This is a genomic window from Nocardia sp. NPDC056100 (assembly GCF_042266325.1).
Lineage (GTDB): Bacteria > Actinomycetota > Actinomycetes > Mycobacteriales > Mycobacteriaceae > Nocardia.
In genome coordinates, this window is sequence record NZ_JBHJVY010000002.1 from 1,849,066 (window position 1) to 1,870,470 (window position 21,405).

General features: G+C 66.4%; 17 protein-coding genes. 12 read left to right on the plus strand and 5 right to left on the minus strand.

Translation table 11 applies throughout. The features are described from left to right. Positions 1–136 precede the first annotated feature (136 nt). The 5 genes from ACFC0O_RS21040 (at position 137) to ACFC0O_RS21060 (ending at position 6,434) form a co-directional block, all read left to right on the plus strand. The gene (locus ACFC0O_RS21040; protein ID WP_375960253.1) at positions 137–2,908 is read left to right on the plus strand and encodes a LuxR C-terminal-related transcriptional regulator; all 2,772 of its coding nucleotides are present in this window, start codon (positions 137–139) and stop codon (positions 2,906–2,908) included. A 90-nt stretch (positions 2,909–2,998) separates the two neighbouring features. Further along, positions 2,999–3,787, plus strand: a complete 789-nt coding sequence (locus tag ACFC0O_RS21045; protein ID WP_375960255.1) for an alpha/beta hydrolase — start codon at positions 2,999–3,001, stop codon at positions 3,785–3,787. A gap of 8 nt (positions 3,788–3,795) precedes the next feature. Then, positions 3,796–4,587, plus strand: coding sequence for an SDR family NAD(P)-dependent oxidoreductase (locus tag ACFC0O_RS21050; protein WP_375960257.1), 792 nt, complete (start codon positions 3,796–3,798; stop codon positions 4,585–4,587). Positions 4,588–4,652: 65 nt separating this feature from the next. Continuing rightward, the gene (locus ACFC0O_RS21055; RefSeq protein WP_375960259.1) at positions 4,653–5,435 is read left to right on the plus strand and encodes an alpha/beta fold hydrolase; all 783 of its coding nucleotides are present in this window, start codon (positions 4,653–4,655) and stop codon (positions 5,433–5,435) included. A gap of 174 nt (positions 5,436–5,609) precedes the next feature. After that, positions 5,610–6,434 (plus strand): alpha/beta fold hydrolase, encoded by an 825-nt coding sequence (locus tag ACFC0O_RS21060; RefSeq protein ID WP_375960261.1) that lies wholly within the window; start codon positions 5,610–5,612, stop codon positions 6,432–6,434. A 17-nt stretch (positions 6,435–6,451) separates the two neighbouring features. Here ACFC0O_RS21060 and ACFC0O_RS21065 read toward each other — a convergent pair whose 3' ends face one another. Together ACFC0O_RS21065 and ACFC0O_RS21070 are read right to left on the minus strand one after the other, a co-directional pair. Beyond that, positions 6,452–9,280, minus strand: a complete 2,829-nt coding sequence (locus tag ACFC0O_RS21065; RefSeq protein WP_375960263.1) for a CHAT domain-containing protein — start codon at positions 9,278–9,280, stop codon at positions 6,452–6,454. Continuing rightward, the gene (locus ACFC0O_RS21070) at positions 9,280–9,726 is read right to left on the minus strand and encodes a hypothetical protein (RefSeq protein ID WP_375960265.1); all 447 of its coding nucleotides are present in this window, start codon (positions 9,724–9,726) and stop codon (positions 9,280–9,282) included. Before ACFC0O_RS21070 ends, ACFC0O_RS21065 begins: the two co-directional genes overlap by 1 nt. Before the next feature lie 89 nt (positions 9,727–9,815). Between ACFC0O_RS21070 and ACFC0O_RS21075 the strand changes: the two genes are divergently transcribed. From ACFC0O_RS21075 to ACFC0O_RS21090, 4 genes are all read left to right on the plus strand, one after another. Further along, positions 9,816–10,409, plus strand: a complete 594-nt coding sequence (locus ACFC0O_RS21075) for a TetR/AcrR family transcriptional regulator (RefSeq protein ID WP_375960267.1) — start codon at positions 9,816–9,818, stop codon at positions 10,407–10,409. Continuing rightward, positions 10,406–10,831 (plus strand): DUF6640 family protein, encoded by a 426-nt coding sequence (locus ACFC0O_RS21080; protein ID WP_375960269.1) that lies wholly within the window; start codon positions 10,406–10,408, stop codon positions 10,829–10,831. Before ACFC0O_RS21075 ends, ACFC0O_RS21080 begins: the two co-directional genes overlap by 4 nt. A gap of 79 nt (positions 10,832–10,910) precedes the next feature. Beyond that, the gene (locus tag ACFC0O_RS21085; RefSeq protein ID WP_375960271.1) at positions 10,911–11,501 is read left to right on the plus strand and encodes a TetR/AcrR family transcriptional regulator; all 591 of its coding nucleotides are present in this window, start codon (positions 10,911–10,913) and stop codon (positions 11,499–11,501) included. A 91-nt stretch (positions 11,502–11,592) separates the two neighbouring features. Next, a complete protein-coding gene (locus ACFC0O_RS21090) occupies positions 11,593–12,570 on the plus strand; it encodes a zinc-binding dehydrogenase (RefSeq protein WP_375960273.1) in 978 nt (325 codons plus the stop codon). Here ACFC0O_RS21090 and ACFC0O_RS21095 read toward each other — a convergent pair. The 3 genes from ACFC0O_RS21095 to ACFC0O_RS21105 form a co-directional block, all read right to left on the minus strand. After that, the gene (locus ACFC0O_RS21095) at positions 12,535–13,026 is read right to left on the minus strand and encodes a nitroreductase family deazaflavin-dependent oxidoreductase (RefSeq protein ID WP_375960275.1); all 492 of its coding nucleotides are present in this window, start codon (positions 13,024–13,026) and stop codon (positions 12,535–12,537) included. The two genes, ACFC0O_RS21090 and ACFC0O_RS21095, sit on opposite strands and share 36 nt — an antisense overlap. A gap of 98 nt (positions 13,027–13,124) precedes the next feature. Next, on the minus strand, positions 13,125–14,423 hold the full coding sequence (locus tag ACFC0O_RS21100) for a TerD family protein (protein ID WP_375960277.1): 1,299 nt from the start codon (positions 14,421–14,423) through the stop codon (positions 13,125–13,127). Between the two features lie 132 nt (positions 14,424–14,555). After that, on the minus strand, positions 14,556–15,590 hold the full coding sequence (locus ACFC0O_RS21105; protein ID WP_375960279.1) for a sigma-70 family RNA polymerase sigma factor: 1,035 nt from the start codon (positions 15,588–15,590) through the stop codon (positions 14,556–14,558). 79 nt (positions 15,591–15,669) lie between these two features. Here ACFC0O_RS21105 and ACFC0O_RS21110 point away from each other — a divergent pair, with 79 nt between their 5' ends. The 3 genes from ACFC0O_RS21110 (at position 15,670) to xdhB (ending at position 21,404) form a co-directional block, all read left to right on the plus strand. After that, entirely contained in the window at positions 15,670–17,118 is a 1,449-nt protein-coding gene (locus ACFC0O_RS21110) for an MFS transporter (RefSeq protein WP_375960281.1), read from the plus strand. Between the two features lie 342 nt (positions 17,119–17,460). After that, positions 17,461–18,897, plus strand: a complete 1,437-nt coding sequence (locus ACFC0O_RS21115; RefSeq protein ID WP_375960283.1) for a xanthine dehydrogenase small subunit — start codon at positions 17,461–17,463, stop codon at positions 18,895–18,897. After that, positions 18,894–21,404 carry a xanthine dehydrogenase molybdopterin binding subunit gene (gene xdhB, locus ACFC0O_RS21120; protein WP_375960285.1) on the plus strand — a complete coding sequence of 837 codons (2,511 nt, stop codon included), beginning with the start codon at positions 18,894–18,896 and terminating at the stop codon, positions 21,402–21,404. The genes ACFC0O_RS21115 and xdhB overlap by 4 nt, the downstream gene beginning before the upstream one ends. Position 21,405: the final 1 nt, after the last annotated feature.

Here is a 21,405-nt window from a genome sequence, read left to right on the forward strand (position 1 = left end):
TCACCTCGCCATCGCGCCGCCCTAGCGTGACATCCGGACGACACGACGTGTTGGAAGTACGAGGACAGTCCGGCACACGCGGAAGCATCGCCGAACCGGACTCGGGTGGATCGACTCTCGAGCTTAGGCGGCGCTGATGACCGATATCGTGGACCACGCGCCCGCGCCTACCCGCGCGCCGCTGGTCGGAAGAGCGGCGGAATGCCTTGTGCTGGAAGCCTTCACGAACAAGGTGCGGGCGGGGCTGAGCGAAGCGCTGGTGCTGGCCGGAGCGCCCGGAATCGGCAAGACCCGGTTGCTCGACCATATCGCCGATACCACCGACGACCTGCTGGTGTTGCGAACCTCGGGCATCGAGTCCGAATCGCCCCTGGGATTCGCGGCGCTGCACCGCCTGGTGCGACCGTTCCTCGATCGCCGCGAACGCCTGCCCGAGCCGCAAAAAGCCGCGCTGGGTGCGGCTTTCGGACTCGTCGCGGGCCCCGCGCCCGACCGCTTCCTGGTGGGTCTGGCGACGCTGAGCCTGTTCGCGGAACTGGCGGGCGAGCGTCCCCTGGTCTGCCTGATCGATGATGCGCAGTGGCTCGATCGTGAATCCCGTGAGGCATTGACCTTCGTCGCACGCAGACTGCACGCCGAAGGTGTCGGAATGCTGTTCGCGGTGCGCGAATTGGCTTCGGACAGCGCGCTTTTCGAAGGGTTGCCGGGGCACATTCTGGCCGGACTCCCCGGCCCGGCCGCCCGGGAATTGCTGGCCCGCACCGCGCAGCGCTTCCTCAATGACGACGTCGCCCGCACGCTGACCGAACAAACCGATGGCAACCCGCTCGCCCTGATGACCCTGGTGTCGTCGCTGACCACCGAACAATTGGGCGGCACAGCGGCATTGCCCGAACCGCTGCCCATCGGCTCGCGCCTGGCCGCCTGTTTCCTCGAGCGCATCGAGGCGCTCGGCAAACGCACCCGGGATCTGCTGCTGCTCGCCTCGATCAGCCCGATCCGCGATGAGGCGCTGCTGTGGCGTGCGGCGGCGTTGCTCGGACTGTCCGAGGACGACGCCGACCCCGCCGTCGAGGCCGGAGTGCTGGTGCGCGGCAACGGTTTCGCGTTCTCCCATCCACTGATTCGTTCCGCCGTGCACGCGGCCGCGCATCCGGGTGGTTTGCGGCGCGCGCATCAGGCGATCTCCGCGGCCTGCGATCCGGACCACGACCCCGACCTACGCGCCTGGCATCTGGCCGCGGCCACGGCGGGTGCCGATGAGGCGGTCGCACGCGATCTGGAGAATGCCGCGCAGCGCGCCCGAGCCCGCGGCGGCTATGCTGCCGAGGCGGTGTTACTGGCGCGCGCGGCCGAGTTGACTCCCGCGGTATCGCGGCGCGATGAGCGGAGATTGGTTGCGGCCCAGGTGTATCTGATGTGCGGTGATCCGCAATCGGCTCAGCGGCTGCTGCGCGAATCGCACCCGGACAGCCGGGTGCCCGCGATACGAGGACGGGCGCGCTGGCTCGAAGCGGCGATCGAGACCTACTTCTGCCGTTTCGAAGACCAGCCCGCGCTGCTGCTGGCCGCCGCGGCGGAGTTGGATCCCGGCGACGGTGATCTGGCCTGGCTCATGCTGTCCCAGGCGTTGAGCGCGGCAATGCTGTCCAGGGAAGACACAGTGGGCACCACTTTGGCGGAGGTCGCGCGCGCGACGCTGGATGTATTCGAAGGGCGAGCCGCGTCATCGGCGCACGACCTGTGCATCGTCGCGCTGGCCACCCGGATCAGCGAGGGGTATGCCGCCGCCGTCCCCCGGTGGCGTACCGCGCTGGCGGCCCTGCGCGACGGGGAGCTCGGCGAACAAGGCATGCCATTGGCGGTTTTCGCCCATTTCGCGAGCGATGAGCTGTGGGACGACAACGCCAGGCTGACCCTGTTCGCCCGGCTGCGGAACTTCGACCGGGACAACGGCGCACTCGTCGGACTGCGAGTCGTGCTGGAATGCCAGGCGACCGACGCGCTGCGAGCGGGTCGGCGCGAGGAGGCCGCGAGCTATCTGACCGAGTCCCATGAGTTGCTCACGGTGATCGGGCTGCCGGAGGAGAACTACATGCAGCGGCTGGAGCTGCTGGTGTGGAGTGGCGCGGAAGCGCAGGCCCGCGCGCTGGCGGCGAGTGTGGAGGGTGCGGATTTCCCGTCGCGGGCCATGCAGGCGGCGGTGGCCGCGCGCGGCATGATCGTGCTCGAGTTGAGTCTGGGGAACTATCGCGCGGCGCTGGAGCGGGCGCGGTGTCTCTATGACGATGATGTGCCCGGTCACAGCAATCTGGTGCTCGCGGATATGGTCGAGGCGGGGGTTCGCGCGCAGGAGACCGCGCTCGCGGCGCTTGCCCTGGCCAGACTCGATGCGCAGGCGCGGGCCAGCGGAACCCCCTGGGCGCTGGGGTCTTTGGCACGGGCGCAGGCATTGCTCGCGAACGATGACACCGCGGCGGCGCTGTATCGGGAAGCGATCGATCGGCTCGGGCAGACCACAGTCGTCGTCGATCTGGCCCGCACCCATCTGCTGTACGGCGAGTGGCTGCGCCGGCGCAAACAGCGACTCGAAGCCCGGGTCCAGCTGCGGCTCGCCTACGACATGTTCTGCGCGGCACGCGCACCGCTCTTCGCCGAACGTGCACGTGCAGAGCTCGCCGCCACCGGTGAACGCGTGCACCGAAGAACGCTGGCACCCGACCCACAGCTCACCCCGCAGGAAACCCAGATCGTCGCGTTGGCGGCCGAAGGCGCGACCAATACCGAGATCGCGGCGCGGCTCTATATCAGCACCTCCACCGTCGAATACCACCTCACCAAGATCTTCCGGAAGCTCTCGGTGACCTCCCGCAGGCAACTTCGTACGACGCTGGGGTCGGGAGACTAGAAAAACACTGGGAGGTTTCTCCGATTCGCCGGGTGGTGCGCACGAGGTCTCATGAACGGGTCAACTCCACCGACATCGCAGGGAGACATCGTGACTCCGGTTCTTTTCATCCACGGACTCTGGCTGCACTCGACATCGTGGCAACCCTGGCTCGGCCTCTTCGGCGAACAGGGGTACCAGGTCTCCGCGCCCGGTTGGCCCGGTGAACTCGACACCGTCGAGGCGGCCCGGGCCACACCCGAGGGCGTGGCGGGTCATGGCATCGATGACGTAGTCGAGCACTATGCCGCGATCATCGCCGAGCTTCCCGAGCTGCCGATCCTGATAGGGCACTCCTTCGGCGGCATGGTCGCCCAGAAACTGCTCGGGCAGGACCGTGCCCGAGCCGCCATCGCCATCGACGCCGCACAGATCAAAGGCGTACTGCCGCTGCCGCTTTCGGCGCTGCGCTCGACCACACCGGTGTTCAAGAACCCCGCCAACCGTAACCGGGCGGTATCGCTCACCTCCGAAGAGTTCCGGTACGCGTTCGGAAACGCGATTCCGGCCGAGGAATCCGATGAGCTGTACGAGCGGTGGACGGTGCCCGCCCCGGGCAAACCGCTCTTCGAAGCGGCGGCAGCCAATTTCAACCCGCATTCCGCGGCGAAGGTCGACACCGCCAACGAAGCGCGCGGCCCACTGCTGCTGATCACCGGCGGCAAGGACCACACCGTTCCCGAAGCCGTCACCAGGGCAACCCTGAAGCAGTACCGCCATTCCGACGCGGTCACCGACTTCCTGGAGTTCCCGGACCGCGGGCATTCGCTGGTCGTCGATCACGGATGGCGCGAAGTCGCCGACGCCTGCCTGTCCTGGTTGAAGACCCAGGAGCTCTGAGCACCGCGATGTTCGACCTGAACCTCGCGGGCAAAGTCGCCGTCGTGACCGGAGCAGGCCGGGGTATCGGCCTGAGCGTAGTGAAAGCACTTGCCGCCGAAGGTGTTTCAGTAGTCGCAGGATCACGCACCGGGAGCCCCGACCTGACCGAACTGGCCACCCGCGAGGGCGTGCGAACACCGTTGATCGATCTCAGCACCGCCGACGGGCCCCAGCGACTGATCGATGAGGCAATGAGCGCATTCGGCGGAATAGACATCGTGGTCAACAATGTCGGCGCTGTCATCCCCCGCGTACAGGGTTTCCTCGCGGTGACCGATGAGGACTGGCTGTGGTCCCTGACCACGAACCTGCTCGTAGCGGTGCGCACGGCCCGCGCCGCACTGCCGTATCTGATCCAGCGCGATAGCACGTCCATCGTGACGATCAGTTCGGTCAACGCGACACTGCCCGATCCCGGCGTCATCGACTACTCCGCCGCCAAAGCCGCCTTGTCGAACTTCAGCAAATCGTTGTCGAAAGAGTTTGGACCCCAAGGTGTTCGCGCGAACACCATCTCACCCGGACCGGTCACCACGGCGCTGTGGCTCGGCGATCAGGGCGTCGCCGCCGTAGTCAGCGCCGCAGCCGCAGCCGATCCCGACGAGGTGGTCCGCCAAGCCGCAGCCAAGAGCGTCACAGGCCGCTTCACCCATCCTCAGGAGGTCGCCGACCTTGTGCTGCTGCTGGCCAGCGACCGAACCGCCAATGTCACCGGCGCGGACTTCCGGATCGACGGCGGACTCATCGAAACCCTGTGAATCCGTTGCCTACCCGTGTCGACCGACGAATCGTCGCCGACCCCACATGAACAGATAAGAGCCTCATGCATATTCGACGAATCCTGCGGATCCCGTTTGCCGCGGCTGCCCTGGCCGGTGCGCTGACCGTATCCGTCGCGCCCGCGCACGCCGACGCACCACGCCCCACCATCGTGCTGGTACACGGGGCCTTCGCCGACGCCAGCAGCTGGGACGGCGTCGCAGCCGCACTACGCGCGGACGGCTATCGAGTCGTGGTGCCGGACAACCCATTACGCGGTCCCGCCAACGACGCCGCCGCGATCGAACAGGTACTCGCCGGAATCGACGGGCCGATCGTGCTGGCCGGGCATTCCTACGGCGGCGCGGTCATCACCAATGTCCACGACACCGATGTCAAGGCCATGGTCTATATCGCGGCGTTCGCGCCACAGCAGGGCGAACCGATCGCGATCGCCATGGACCCGTTCCGGTTCCCCGGCAGTCAATTGCAGCCTCCCGCACTGGCATTGACGCCCTCGGGGTCGGGAATCGAAGGATCGGTCGCGCCCGATTCCTTCAATACCGTTTTCGCGCAGGATGTTTCGTCGGCCACCGCCGCGAATATGATCACCCATCAGCATTCCATTGCCGCGACCGCGCTGTTGGAGCCCAGCGGTCCGGCTTCCTGGGCCACGACGCCGACCTGGTATCTGGTCTCGGCCGCGGATCGGGTGATCCCGCCAGCTGCGGAGCGCTTCTTCGCCCAGCGCATGGGTGCGCACACCGCCGAGGTCGACGCCTCACACGCGTCACTGGTCTCCCAGCCGGGCGTGGTCGCCGCCTTCATCGAGCAGGCCGCCCGGTAGGCACCACGCCGGGCCATGGCGGAAAGTGCGGTTTTCGTGGCGCGTAAAGTGGGGCGCACGCTCCTCGAAACGCGCAGACTCATTCAACGCGCCGATCAATAGTTCAGAAGCTCTGTGCTGCAACAGGTTCCAGCTGTAAAGCGACATCGAGTATCCGACCAGAAGGAGTTTCACATGCCTGTCATCACTACGCCGGATGGCGTCGATATCTTCTACAAGGACTGGGGCACCGGTCAGCCCATCGTCTTCAGCCACGGCTGGCCACTGTCCTCGGACGACTGGGACGCCCAGCTGATGTTCTTCCTGTCCCACGGTTTCCGGGTGGTCGCCCACGACCGGCGCGGACACGGTCGCTCGGCGCAGGTCGCGGATGGCCACGATATGGACCACTACGCCGACGACCTGGCCGCAGTCGTCAACCACCTCGACCTGACCAACGCGGTGCATATCGGCCACTCCACCGGTGGCGGCGAGGTCGTGCGCTACCTGTCCAGGCACGGCCAGGACCGGGCAGCCAAGGCCGTGCTGATCAGCGCGGTCCCTCCGATCATGGTCAAGACCGCCGACAACCCGGGCGGACTGGATAAGTCGGTGTTCGACGGCATCCAGGAGCAGGTCGCCACCAACCGCTCGGACTTCTTCCGCACCTTCGCCGAAGGCCCGTTCTACGGCTACAACCGCCCCGGCGCGCAGCCCTCGGAGGGCATCATCGCCAACTGGTGGCGTCAGGGCATGGCCGGCGGAGCCAAGGCGCACTACGACGGTGTCGTCGCGTTCTCCCAGACCGACTTCACCGAAGAACTCACCAAGATCACCATTCCCACCCTGGTGCTGCACGGTGAGGACGATCAGGTGGTCCCGATCCAGGACGCCGCCATCCGCTCGGCCGAACTGCTGCCCAACAGCACGTTGAAGACCTACCCGGGCTTCCCGCACGGCATGCCCACCACCGAGGCCGCGACCATCAACGCCGACCTGCTCGCCTTCATCCAATCCTGAGTGGCTCGAGCATCGACTCAGTCGATGCCCTCCACCGCCCAGCCCGCCCAGTAGTAGGGGGCGGGGTGGGTTTGGCGGATCTCGCGCTGGGCGGCATCCATGGCGGCCGCAGGAGTCGAACCGGCTGAAAGATGTTGGTAGAACGCCGATATCAAGAGCGCGGTGCAGGCGTCGTCGACGCTCCAGAGCGTGCTGATGCAGCATTGGGCTCCGGCGGCCAGGGCTGCGGTCCGTAGGCCGAGCAGGCTGCCGTCGGCGTAATCGACTGCGCCGACGCCGGTTTCGCAGGCCGAGAGGACCACCAGTTCGGTTCCGGCGAGGTCCAGCAGTGCGAATTCACCGGCCGAGACGATGCCCGCGTTCACGCCGGGGGTGGTTTCGACACCGGCCAGCCAGGCGTTGAAGCCGCTGAGCATGAGGGCCGAGCGCGATAGTTGCCCGGCCGGGCCGATCTTCTGCAACCAGCGGACGCGGGCGCGGTGGCGGGTTCTGGCGTTGTGCGCCTTGTCGATTCGGTCGCCGAGGAGCTCGTTGCCCTCGGTTTTGACCGGGACGCCGCCGACCGAACGCATGGTGTAGCCCCGGGGTTCGTTGAGTTCGGCGCGGTGGCCGATGGCATCGAGGAACATGCCGTGGGTGGCGATATGCAGGATGCGGGGACGGTGCACCGCGAGCAGCCGGGCGCGGTCGGCCTTCGCACCGAGAACCGGAGAAACGCCGAGTTGTGTTGCGACATCAATGGCTTCGGTGCGGGCATGCTCGAGCGCATCCAGTCGCAGGGAGAAGATGAGCGGCTCGTCGTCGGCGACCTCCAGATCGAAATCGGGTGCACCGAATACGACCGGAGGCCCAGTGTCCGAGGGTGTTTCGGAGTCCCGAGCAAGGAGGCGGGCGCTGGGCACCAGGGACAGTAGGTGATCCTCTGCGAGGAATACATCCTCGGAGTCCACCAGCCCCCAGACCGGCATTTCGCCCCACGCACCGGTCGGCGAGATCACGACCTGATCGGCGAGCTCGGTGGTGGTGTCGACCACGGCGGGAATACGCTGTGTGACACGCGCTTTCCAGTCCGATTCGAGGCCCGGCTCGGGCACCGCGCCCAATTCCCAGCAGACACGCTCGATCTGAACATCGGTTTCGAGGGCATCGCCCAGTCTGCGGTAGCGGATCGGCCCGTCGGAATCCACGAGGAAGACCACGTAATTGCGTTCCCCGGTCGGGGTGACCTCGGTCGCGATATCGAGGAGTGTGCGGTCCGCGCCGAGCGCGGACCGCACATCGTCGATAGAGACCAATGACCGCCAATCCTCGCCGACTGCCCGAAACAGTTGCGTCTCAACGATTCCGAGCCGACGCGCTGCCTCATCCTGCCGTCTACGAGCCGCGGTGATCGTGCTTTCGCCGGTCCATTCGAGATCGGTCCGGGCGACCTCGGCTCGCAGCTCGCGCACCTGCTCGAGTAGCTCGCCCGCCTCGGACCGCGCTCGCAGCCAAGCCCTGCCTTGACGTTCGGCGAGCACACCCTTGCGATTGAGCAGCAGCTCGTACACCCACTCGGGCGCGTCGCCCGACTGCTCGGGCGGGAGGCAATGACCGATGACGGCCGCAGTGCGGGTCATGTATTCGGCGAATATGGTGCGGGCGGTCGACTCCGGCGCACCCGCCAGTCTGCGAGCCATCAGGATGTCGTCGGTGTCGGCGAGGGCCCGGCCCGCCCGTTCCGTCAGTGCGGGGTCACCCTCGAAGTAGGCCGCTGACATCAATGCGCGCAAGCCGGGTATCGAGCGGTCCTCGGCCGGGACGCCCATCCACTCGGACAGGTGCGGAGCGAGTAGCTCGACAACCTCACGCTGGCGACCCAGGCGATTGAGCACCTCCCCCCGGACTCCCAGTGCGAATATTGCTGTGGCGGTCGATATCTCGTACTCCGCGACGAGTTCGACCGCGCGCAAGCTGTACTCGTCCTCCAGCTCGTGTTCGCGCTGTTGCCCGGCGACATCGACACGATTGAGCAGCGAGACCATGTAGTCGTCCGCCGCCGCGGGCAGCGCGATTTCGAACTGTTCGGCCGCGCGGGCGTGGAAATACTCCGCATCGCGCAGATGTTCGGCCGTCACCGCGTTCACCAGCGTCTCGTCGATCCATAGCGGTCCCGAGGCCGCGGCCATGGCCGCTTCGACCGTGCCGAGATTATCCAGGGTGATGGCCGTGTGCACCGGATCGGGATCGACCCGTTCGCCGAGTTCCAGTGCGGCGATGAGGAATTGCTTACCGCCGGTCAGATCACCGCGATCGCAGTACAGCAGCCCGAGATTGTTGAGCACGTCGGCGCGCAGCCGCAACGTCTCGAGATCATCGGCCGTCAACTGCTCGACGGCCGCGTTCAGCGATGCGTCCGCACCATCCAAATCCCTGTGGCGGCGGAGTATTTCACCGCGCAGCGCATGCACTCGCGCATTCGGCGGCGGTCCGTCCGCAAGAGTGAGTGTCTCGACCTGCAACGCATGATCGAGCAGCGCGATCGCCCGCGTCGTCAGTCCCCGGTCCCGCAGCCACCGCGCCAATTCCAGCACCGGATCCGGATCTCCGGAGTAGGCGAAGATCGACAGGGATACGTTCATCGCCACGATCAACGGCGGATCAGCCGCCTCGACGCCGTACTGCCGGCCGAGAGTGCTTGCCAGCAACAGCATTTGCTCCCGAGCGCGCATGACATCCGGCGTCTCGGAGAGATCCACCTCTTCGGCATGTTCGATCGCGGCGTTGAGCGCATCCACATCGGGCGGGTCCGAGCCGAGCGCCCGCTCAACCAACTCATCGAGCCGAGCCGCCCACTCGGCGGCCATCACTCGTCCGGTTCGAGAGTGATCCGCACCCGCAGCGCCCCGGACGCGATCGCGGAATTGACCAGCTCGGTTCGCACCGCCTCCGGCAGCGACGACAACAAAACCACCGGTCCCGCTTCGGTCTCCACATTCACCACCGCATCGGGCTCAGCCCGGAACAGCCGCTTGGCGAACTCGATGAGAAACGGTGCCAACGTCCCGAACCCACCCGAAATCAACGCCACCGCAACGGCCGGATCAATTCCCCGATGCTCCGGCACCTCCCCCGACACCGTGACGCCACCATCGGAGGCACCCGAATTCAACAGCCGCAGTAGCTCATTGACGGGCATCCACCCGGACTCCACCACAATCGTCGCGCCCGCGCTGTCCATACGCCCCTCCGAATACAGTCCGGCTTGCGATAAGGGGCAGCGTACCGCCGCGCCGCCGACCAGGGACGACATCGGACCCACGGATCGCCCTTTCCACATCCACCGCACTTCGATACAGTTTGTCTCGTAACTTCGAAACAAACTGTCTCACAGGAGGTGTGGTGCGACCACCGGATCCACGTACGGTGCGCAGTCGCGATGCCGCGCTCGCATCGGCCCGGGACCTGTTGATCGAGCAGGGTGCGGCCGGTCTGACTCATGCCGCCGTCGCGGCACGCAGCGGGATCAGCCGCGCCACGCTGTACCGGCTGTGGCCGGAGCCGACCGATCTGGTGCGCGCCACCATCACCCTGCACATCACCCTCGCCCAGTCTCAGCCGACCGGTGACCTGCGCGCCGACCTGCTGACCGCGCTGGCCACAGCCCGGGAGATGCTGCACGAACCGGCCAGCGAGCAGGCGATGCGCGTAATGATCGAAAGGTCCGGTGCCGACCCGAAATTCGCGGAGGTCAAGGAGGCGCTGTACCGCTCGGGCACCCACATGGTGCGCACGATCCTGGCCGATGCCATCGCCCGCGCCGAACTGCCGCACGACCTCGATATCGACCTCGCCGTCGATCAACTGCACGGTCCACTCTTCTTCCGCAGGCTCGTCGCCAACCGAACCTTCGACCTCGACTACGTACACACGGTCGTCGAGGACTTCCTGCGCTGTCACCACGCGAAAACACCGCACTCACAAGGAATCCCGTGACAACTCTCACCGTCGCCCGCGTCCTCGCCACCCTCGTCGCAGTCGTCACCACGTTCGGCGCACTGCTCGCCGACTTCGTCATCCCCGCCACCGCCGCCCAGCACATGCGCAACGACAGATGGCCGCCGCACGCGAAATTCCACGACGCCCAATACATCGTCATGTCGATCCTGCTCGGTGTCATCGCACTGGCCCTGCTCGTAACACCCTGGGACAGCGAACAATTCGCGGTGTTCACCGCCGGCGCGATCCTGGCCACGCCATGGCTGGGCCTACTCGGCGCGCTGTTGTTCCCCGGCACCGCCATCCACGACCCCGAATTCCATAACAGGCCCGTCGCCGGGCTGCACCCCCAGGTGTTCCTGGCTCTAATCCTGCTGGCGGTACTACTCATCGCCGCGCTGCTCACCGCCCTCTCCTGACAGCACCGCCAGGCCCGGCAAGGGCTACAACCGCGATAGACGGTTGTTTTTTGAAGGGTCATTCAAGTAAGTTGGCCGCATGGCCCGGTACCGAGAGTTCGAACCTGATGACGTGGTGGACGCCGCGATGCATCGGTTCTGGGAGCGCGGGTATCGGGCCACCTCGGTAGAGGAGTTGGTCAAAGCCACCGGGGTGAAGCCGGGGAGTCTCTACAGTGCGTTTCCCGGCGGGAAGCACGCGCTGTTCCTGGCGTCGCTGCGCAGGTATTCGGATCTCGTTGTGCCACAGAAGCTCGGGGAGCTCGATGACCCGAATGCCTCGGTGCCGCAGATTCGAGGGTACTTCGACGGACTGGTGGCCGACCTGCTCTCCCCCGAGGGGCGGCAGGGATGCCTGCTGGTGAATACGGCGATCGAGAATGCGGCCACCGATGACGCGGCCGCCGCGGTGGTGCGGGGACATCACGCGCGACTGGAGGATCGAATCCGGGCGGCGCTCGGCAACGCGTTGCGGCGCAGCGAGATTCGAGCGGACATCGATCCCGTCGGCACCGCGAAAGGGCTGGTGGCCACCTCGCAGGGACTGATGGTGGTCGGCAAGGCCAATCCGGACGAGGCGCTACTGCGCGCGATTGTCGATTCCGCTTTTGCGGGGTTGCGAACACCCTAAGCCGCACGAAAAACGCTCCAAGGCCGCCATTTTCAGGGCGGCCCTTCTTCAGCCCAAATAGTTGAATGAACACTCAAGAATGAGGAATGTCATGAAGGCGATAACCATCTCTCACTACGGTGCGCCCGAGGTACTCACGGTTCGCGAGCTGCCCGATCCGGTGGCAGGTGCGGGTGAAATCCTGGTGCAGGTCAAGGCTTTCGGACTGAACCACGCCGAGACGTACATGCGCTCGGGGCAGTGGGGCGAGGTCGCGCAGGTTACCGGAATCGAGGCGGCGGGCGTGGTGGCCGAGGATCCATCGGGGCGACTACCGGCCGGAACACCGGTCATCGCGATCATGGGCGGTATGGGGCGTACCCGCAACGGCTCCTACGCCGAGCTGGTCACCGTCCCGGCGGACAACGTGGTGCCGGTCGACACCACGCTCGAGTGGACCGACCTTGCCGCGATCCCGGAGGTCTACGCGACCGCGTGGACAGCCCTGAACGACAACCTCGCGATCGAGCGCGAGCATACGGTGCTGGTGCGCGGCGCGACCTCCGCGCTGGGACAGGCCGCAGTCAACATCGCCGCGGATTCAGGTGCCACCGTCATCGCCACCACGCGAGCTGCCAAGAACGCAGTTTTCCTCGAAAGCATCGGCGCTACAAGAGTTCTCATCGATGATGGTCAGCTCGTCACCCAGGTCCGAGAACGCGGCATCACCGTCGACTCACTGCTGGATCTGGTAGGCAACTCGGTGCTGCGAGATTCGGTGGCCACGGTTCGCCCGCGGGGTCGCGTCTGCCAGGCCGGCTTCCTCGGCGGACTGGGCCCCGTCGCCGATTTCGCACCAATCGCGGACCTGCCCAGCGGAATTCAACTGTCGTTCTTCGGCAGCTTCAACTTCGGCACACCCGAATATCCGCTCTCGGCCGTACCATTCACCGATTTCATCGCCAAGGCCGCCTCGGGGACCTATCACGCAAAACCGTTTCGCACCTTCGCTTTCGAGGACATCGTCCGCGCACACGAGCTCATGGAATCCGGTTCAGCCGGAGGCAAGATGACCGTCGCGATCGGATAGCGATTGCAGATGAACCATCGGCAGGCTGTCCACCGGTGCACGGGTGGCCTCTTCGATTGTGGCGCGCAAGCGATTCCACGCGACCGGGTGTTTTTCGGCATAGCGGGCCAATGCGGCCGCCGATTCTCCGCTGCTCATCGGAGTCGCGATCGCGGGTATTCCACGGCGCGTTCCGATCCAGACCCGGACGTGTGGATCGGCCTGGATGTTGCGATACCACTGCGCATCCGCGCCGAACCCGGAGACGATGATCAGTTGATCGGGCGTCGGGCGATCGACCACTTCGAGAACGACGAATCGTGTTGCGCCACTGCGGCGTCCGGTGTGGGAGAGCATGAGCATTCGGCTCCCGAACAGGAAGCCGAACCCGGCTCGGTACAGTCGGATCGGCGCTCGCACGAGCCATCGGGTGCGGAGCATTTTCGCTCCCAGGCGCGCTCCCGTCGATGCAGCCATAATGTGACCTCCGTGGTGATCGTGCTGCTGAGCTGGGCCGCCAACCGGCCCCGATGCTGGGCTGATGGTGAGTCCTCAGGGGTGGCCGCGAGCCACGGTCAGGAATTGCTCACGAACCGCCCGAGCTGTGGCACCGCTTCGCCCGGGTGTTTGGCTTGGAAGCCCTCGCCGATGGCCTGCAACTTCCAGTCGCCGCCGAACCGGAAGACCTTGGCCATCGCCAACGCGGTGAACGGCATTCCGCCGGTGAGGCTGTACCGAGCCAGCTCCGCATTGGTCGTGCCGTCCACGAGTCGGCAGTAGGCATTGCTGACCTGCTCGAACGTCTGGCCCTGATAGGAGGTCACCACGAACAGCAAGGTGGTGATACCGGCCGGGACACGGGTGAGGTCGACCAGGATCACCTCGTCATCGCCCTCGCCCGCGCCGGTCAGATTATCGCCCTGGTGCCGGATGGATCCGTCCTTGGAGACGAGTTCACCGTAGTAGGCGACGTCGGTCAGATGGGCACCGGCGAACATCGCCACCCAAGCGTCCAAATCGATATCGACGGTTCGGCCGCCGAACAATCCGCCCTTTTTCACCGGGTCCCATCCCAGCCCCATGCGAATCGCTGTCAGCTCGACACCACCCTCCTTGCGCAGTGTGACGCGCTGCCCCTTGCTGAGACTGACCGGACGACCCTTGGCCAAACTCACCTCATTCGCCGAATCCGGTGCGGCGGGCGGCCGGTTACCGGGCTGCGGTGGGTACGCAGGAGGTGGTGGGTATGCCGCGCCAGGCGAATACTGCGGCGGTGAGGTCGGCGGATAAGCCGGAGGCGATGGTGGCCGGGTTCCCGTCGCGGCGGGCGGGGGCGCAGGCGAGACGCGCGCGGGCGCGGCATGTGTCGCATCGTCCACGGTGACGCCGTGGTCGGTGACCAGCGCGGCGAATCCGCCCGCGTAGCCTTGTCCGACCGCGCGCACCTTCCAGGCGTTCGCGCGCCGATACAACTCCAGCGCGATGACGATCGATTCGGTGCTCAAATCCCCGATGCGATAGTCGTACAACGGGTTTCCCGTGGCCTCGGCCACCACGGCGATGGGCGCCGGCATACCTCCGAAGGTGGCGCCCGGCTGATCGAGGGTGATCACCGCCCGTATCTGGGCGATATCGGGCGGCACCTCCGCCAGCGAAACCGCCAGTGCCGCAGGCTGTCCGGGCGCCGAAGGCCGCAATCGAACACCGGGTCCGACGGGCTGGTTGAAGAAGACGAAATCCGCGTCCGAGCGCACACGCCCCTGCTCGGTCACCAATAGTGCCGACAGATCCGCCGGCGCGGCCACCTGTACGGAAATCACCAGATTGTCGACGGTCAACGGCCCGTTCTGACCCTTGACGAGGGATGTGGACACGGTCGCCCCTTCGCTCGTTGTGCTGCTACTGCCACTGTAGGAGAAACACCCTCGGCCGACCGCGCTGTGCACCCACGGGCCGAGTTTCGGCACACAATGTGCCGCACTGTGACGTTCCGTCGGCTTCACCGGTCAGGCGAGCACCGTAGGAAGGCCGAACAGTTCGAAACAGCCGGGGTCGAGGAATGAGGTGATCTCGGCGATCCGGTGATCACGCAGGGTCAGCACCGCGATCGCCCACGCGCTGTGCACCTGCACGGCATCCGCGCCGGCGTAGAAGGCAACGGCCACTTGACCATTCGAGCTGATAAGCCGGTGCCGCCAGTTCGGACAACGAGTCATCGGCACCTGAACGGCGAAATCACGGACCGCGTCGACACCCGAATACCAGTGTGGCAGCGGTGGCATCGACCAGGTGACATCCTCGGTGAGCAATGCGACCAAGGCGTCGGCGTCGCCGCGTTCCAACGCCCCGGCGAATTCGAGCGCCAGGGTCCGCGCTGTCGAGTCGCCGATGGCGCGCACCGTCTGCTGTTGACTCCGCACGGGGAGTGTTTTCGCGAGGACGCGACGAGCACGCGCGAGTGCGGAGTTCACCGACGTCGTGGTGGTGTCCATCATCGCGGCGATCTCGGCGGCGCTGAATCCGAGGACGTCGAACAGCAGTAGCGCCGCCCGCTGATTGCCTGGCAGATGCTGGCAGGCGGCCACGAAGGCCAGCTCCACCGCCTCACGCTGCGCGTAGCGGGCTTCGGGTGCTGCGGCATCGTGTGCGAGATCGGCATCGGGATACGGTCCGAGCCAGGAGATATCGGTCCGTAGCCGCTGATCGAGCACGGCGTGCGCGCTGGACGGACCGAGATCCATTGGCAGCGCCCGTTTTCCGCTGGCCTCTAGTGCGGTCAGGCAGACGCGGGTGGCCACGGTGTACAGCCAGGAGCGCAGCGAGCTGCGGCCCTCGAAGCGCGCCACCCCGCGCCATGCGCGCACCATGGCCTCCTGCACAGCGTCATCGGCATCGTGCGCCGACCCGAGCATCCGATAGCAATGGGCATGCAGTTCGCGGCGTAGCGGTGCCACCAACCGCGTGAAGGCCGCGTCATCGCCCGCCCGGGCACGGGCCAGGTCCGCGTCCTGAGCGGTGGGTTCGCAAGAGGTTTCGCCCATGGCGACGATTCTGCCGCAGGGCCGAGGTCATACCTACGGACGGAAATCACCGATCACACATCACCGAGGACACCCCCGCATGAGTTCGAAGCAGTACCCATACCGGGCCGCACGGTCCGATACCTCCCCCACCCCGGCGACCCAGCGTTGGGTACTCGTGCTGGGCGCCATCGCCTCATGCATGGCGGCGCTGGACACGCTCGTCGTCGCGACCGCGCTGAGCACCATCCGCCGCGACCTGGGCGCGACGATCGACACGCTGGAGTGGACTGTCAATGCGTACAACCTGAGCTTCGCGGTACTTCTCATGACCGCCGCCGCGCTCGGCGACCGGTTCGGGCGCACCCGAATGTTCGCGCTGGGTCTCGGAATTTTCGCCGTCGCATCAGCCGCGTGCGCACTGTCGACCTCGGTGGCGATGCTGATCGCCGCCCGGGCGGTGCAGGGCGCGGGCGCGGCCCTACTCATGAGCCTGGCACTGGCCTTGGTCGGCGCGGCCTTCCCCGAGGAGGGCCGTGGCAGGGCGATGGGCATCGTGCAGGGTGCTACCGGACTCGCGACGGCATGCGGTCCGCTGATCGGCGGCGCGGTGGCGCAAGGCATGGCGTGGCAGTGGATCTTCTGGATCAACGTGCCGATCGGGTTGATCGCGATTCCATTGGTGCTGACCAGGATTCCCGATAGTCGCGGTCCGGACTCCGCACTCGATCTGCCCGGCCTGGCCTTGATCACGGGCGGGGCGACGGGGATCGTATGGGCGCTGGTGTGCGGCAATATCACCGGATGGGCGAGCATCGAGGTGGTGGTCAGCGCCATCGCCGGGCTCGCGTTGCTCATCACTTTCGGCTGGTGGGAGGCGAGGTGTCCGGAACCCATGCTGCCGTTGGCGCTGTTCACCTCCCGAGGTTTCTCGGTGGGCAACGGCGCTATCTTTCTCGCCTTCGCCGCGCTGTTCACCTCGGTGTTCTTCTATGCCCAATTCCTGCAAACGGTGCTGGGATACGACCCGCTGGCCACGGGATTGCGACTATTGCCCTGGACGATGATTCTCTTCTTCTGCGCGCCCATCGCCGGCGTACTGGCCGACCGCTTCGGCGAGCGGACAATTCTCGGAATCGGCCTGGTATCGATGGCGATCGGAATGCTGTGGATCGCATCGGTAGCCGAGGCGCGGATGGCTTATCAATCGCTCGTCATCCCCTTGATCCTCTCGGGCATCGGGACCTCGCTGGCAATACCTTCCGCACAGAGCTCGGTGGTGGGAGCGGTCCCGCAATCGGCGATCGGCAAGGCCGCGGGTGCCAACAGCATGATGCGTGAACTGGGCGGGGTCTTCGGAATCGCCATCGCCGCCGCCGTATTCGCGGGATTCGGAGGCTACGAATCCCCCGATGAGTTCGTGACCGGCTTCAAGCCCGCGGTGACCGTCGGAGCCGCGCTGGCACTGCTCGGTGCGCTCACCGCGCTCGCATTACCCGGACGCCGCAACCGCGACCTGCCCCTTTCGGAGGCGACGTTCGTACGATGATCCAGCCGGAGCGTTTCCGGCGAACCCGAAGTCTGTAGTTCCCCGATAAATCAGGTGGCGACAGGGTGTTTCGCGTTGACCGACACGCTGGTCCGACGTAATTTCACTGCATAACCGGCGCCAAAGCCCGAGAGGAGGCGAGGATGGTTGCTCGTTCCGATCTTCGTCGCCTTGCTCATCGGGACGCCTGGGTGCCCGGTCGCGTCGCGCACGGGATCTGATAACCGCTTTCGTCCTGTTCTGATTCGCGCTCGCCTCGCGATCGCGCACTCGAAATAGAAAGCGGCCTAGAATGGCGAATCCAGATATGCACACGTCCGGGTACGGCAGGGGCGGCGTGAGATGGTAGCCGCACACATCATCATCAACGGTGTCGGCGCATCGCTTTCGGCTGCGACAGCGCACACCAGCCTGTTGGATTTTCTGCGTGATCGCGGGCTCACCGGAGCCAAAGAGGGCTGTGCGGAGGGGGAATGTGGTGCGTGCTCGGTGCTGGTTGCCCGGCCGGGTGTCGCCGAGCTCACCGAGTGGGTCGCGGTCAATGCGTGCCTGATTCCCGCGGCGGCCCTCGACGGTCAGGAGGTCGTCACCGCGGAGGGGCTCGGATCGGTGTCCGCACCGCATCCGGTGCAGCGCGAGATGGCGGTGCGCGGTGGATCCCAATGTGGTTATTGCACTCCGGGATTCGTCTGCAGTATGGCCGCGGAGTATTACCGGCCCGACCGGACGCCCGAGTCCTGCGACGGGCACGGTGAGCATGGGCCGAACGGTTTCGACCTGCACGCGCTGAGCGGAAACCTGTGCCGCTGTACCGGTTACCGGCCCATTCGCGACGCCGCATACGCCGTTGGCACACCCGCTGCCGACGACCCGCTCGCGCATCGCCGCACCGAACCGTCCCCGGAGCCCGTCCCGACCGTGCTGCACGAGCACGGAAACACCTTCGTGCGCCCGGCGAATCTGACCGAGGCCCTGCGGCTGCTGCGCGAACATCCGGAGGCGGTGGTCGTGGCGGGATGCACCGACTGGGGTGTGGAGGTCAATATCCGTGCGCGCCGTGCGGAATACGTGCTCGCGGTCGACCGACTACCCGAACTACGTGGTCTGCGTATCGAATCCGATCACATCGATATCGGAGCCGCGCTCACGCTCACCGAAATCGAACGCCGCCTGGCGGGGCGGGTCCCGCTGCTCGCGGCGCTGTTCCCGCAGTTCGCCTCCCGGCTCATCCGCAACAGCGCCACCCTGGGCGGCAATCTGGGCACCGGGTCGCCGATCGGCGACGCCCCGCCGGTGCTGCTGGCCTTGAACGCGACCCTGGTATTGGTCGATTCGGACGCCGAACGTGAAGTGGCACTGGCTGATTACTTCACCGGCTACCGGCAGACACTCCGGCGACCGGACGAGTTGATCCGCGGTATCCGCATCCCGCTGCCGCTGTCACCGCTGACTGCTTTCCATAAGATCGCCAAACGGCGCTTCGACGATATCTCCAGTGTCGCGGTCGCTTTCGCCCTCGATATCGACGACGGCGTGGTCCGCACCGCACGCATCGGCCTCGGCGGAGTGGCCGCGACACCGTTGCGTGCGCTGAAAACCGAAGCGGCGCTTACCGATCAGCCGTGGACCGAAGCGACCGTGACCGCCGCGGCGCGGGTGCTGTGCACCGAGGGCACCCCGCAGGACGATCACCGCGCCAGCGCGAACTACCGCACCGCGATGCTCGGTCAGAGCCTGCGCAAACTGTTCGCCGAATCCACCGAGGCGGTGCCGTCATGAGCACGCTGTCACAGCGACCCGAGAATCCGAGCGTCGGCGCGGCCATACCGCACGAGGCCGCCGCACTGCACGTCACCGGAACAGCGCTCTACACAGACGATCTGGTGTATCGGACCAAGGATGTGCTGCACGCGTATCCGGTACAGGTCATGCGGGCGCACGCGCGCATCCGCGCACTGCGCACCGAACCCGCGCTGACCGTCCCGGGCGTGATCCGGGTCCTCACCGCAGCAGATGTCCCCGGCGTCAACGACGCGGGCGTCAAGCACGACGAGCCGCTGTTCCCCACCGATGAGATCTGCTTCTACGGGCACGCGGTGTGCTGGGTACTCGGTGAGACGCTGGAGGCCGCCCGACGCGGCGCGGCGGCCGTCGAGGTCGATCTCGATCCCCTGCCCGCCCTCATCACCATCGCCGAGGCGGTGGCGGCCGACAGCTTCCAGGGCGCGCGGCCGGTGGTGCGAACCGGGGACACCGAGGCCGGATTCGCCGCGTCCGCGCACGTGTTCAGCGGCGAATTCCAGTTCGCCGATCAGGAGCACTTCTACCTGGAAACCCATGCGGCACTTGCCCATATCGACGAGGGCGGGCAGGTGTTCGTGCAGAGCAGCACCCAGCATCCGTCCGAGACCCAGGAGATCGTGGCGCATGTGCTCGGACTGCGCAGTTCCGAGGTGACCGTGCAATGTCTGCGCATGGGTGGCGGTTTCGGCGGTAAGGAGATGCAACCGCACGGTTTCGCGGCCGTCGCCGCATTGGGCGCGCGGCTCACCGGACGGCCGGTTCGAGTGCGGCTCAACCGAACTCAGGATATGACCATGTCCGGTAAACGGCATGGCTTCCACGCCGCGTGGCGCGTCGGCTTCGACGCCGACGGGCATCTGCTCGCGCTCGATGCCACGCTGACCGCCGACGGCGGCTGGAGCCTGGATCTGTCCGAACCGGTGCTGGCCCGCGCGCTCTGCCATATCGACAACATCTACTGGATTCCCAACGCGCGCATAGGCGGTCGCATCGCCAAGACGAACAAGACCTCCAATACCGCCTTCCGCGGTTTCGGCGGCCCGCAGGGCATGATCGTCATGGAGGACATTCTCGGACGCTGCGCTCCCCTGCTGGGTCTGGATCCATTGGAGTTGCGGCAGCGCAACTTCTATCGGGCGGGACAGCACACCCCGTACGGCCAGCCGGTGCGCCATCCCGAACGCATTGCCGCGACCTGGGATCAGGTGATCGAGAACGGCGATGTTCGCGAGCGGCAGCGCGAGATCGCGGCATTCAACGCCGCGCACCCCCATACCAAACGGGGACTCGCGCTCACCGGTGTGAAGTTCGGTATCTCCTTCAACCTGACCGCGTTCAATCAGGCCGGTGCGCTGGTGCTGATCTACAAGGACGGCTCGGTACTGATCAACCACGGCGGCACCGAGATGGGTCAGGGCCTGCACACCAAAATGTTGCAGGTGGCCGCGACCACGCTCGGCATTCCGCTGCACAAGGTTCGGCTCGCGCCCACTCGAACGGACAAGGTGCCCAACACATCCGCGACGGCCGCCAGCTCCGGCGCGGATCTCAATGGCGCGGCGGTGAAGGACGCGTGCGAGCAACTGCGCGGGCGGCTGGTGGAAGTCGCCGCGTCGCGATTCGGACTCGAGCCCGCCCAGGTGCGGATCGTCGACGGGGTGGCTCGGCCATTCGCGGCGGGCGAGGCGGCCGACGCGGGCGAAGCGGGTAAGAGAGTTGAGGACGGTGAGGCAGCCGACGCGGGCGAGACCGGCATCGACTGGGACGACCTGGTGAACAGCGCCTACTGGCGACGAGTTCAGTTGTCCGCGACCGGTTTCTACCGCACCGAGGGCCTGCACTGGGATTCGGCGACCATGCACGGTTCGCCGTTCAAATACTTCGCCTACGGTGCGGCGGCCACCGAGGTGGAGGTCGACGGCTTCACCGGCGCGTACCGCATCCGCCGCGTCGATATCGTGCACGATGTCGGCGACAGTCTCTCCCCGCTCATCGATATCGGCCAGGTCGAGGGCGGATTCGTGCAGGGCGCGGGCTGGCTCACCCTCGAGGATCCGCGCTGGGACACCACGGCCGGACCCGGACAGGGACGGCTGCTGACGCAGGCGGCCAGCACCTACAAGCTGCCGAGCTTCTCCGAGATGCCCGAGACCTTCAACGTGACGCTGCTGGCGAACGCCACCGAAGAGGGCGCGGTATTCGGCGGAAAGGCCGTCGGCGAACCGCCTTTCATGCTCGCGTTCTCGGTGCGCGAGGCGCTGCGCCAGGCCGCGGCGGCATTCGGCCCCGCGGGTGCGAGCGTCGAACTCGCCGCCCCGGCCACCCCCGAGGCGGTGTACTGGGCAGTCGAAGCGGCCCGCAACGGGACCGCCGCCAACGGCAAAGACGACCCCAACAGCAACGGCAACGGCAGGGGCGAACCAACCGCCAAGGCCGAAGGCGACGGCGAACTCACCGCCGACGCGAGCCGGGCCGGTGTCTGAG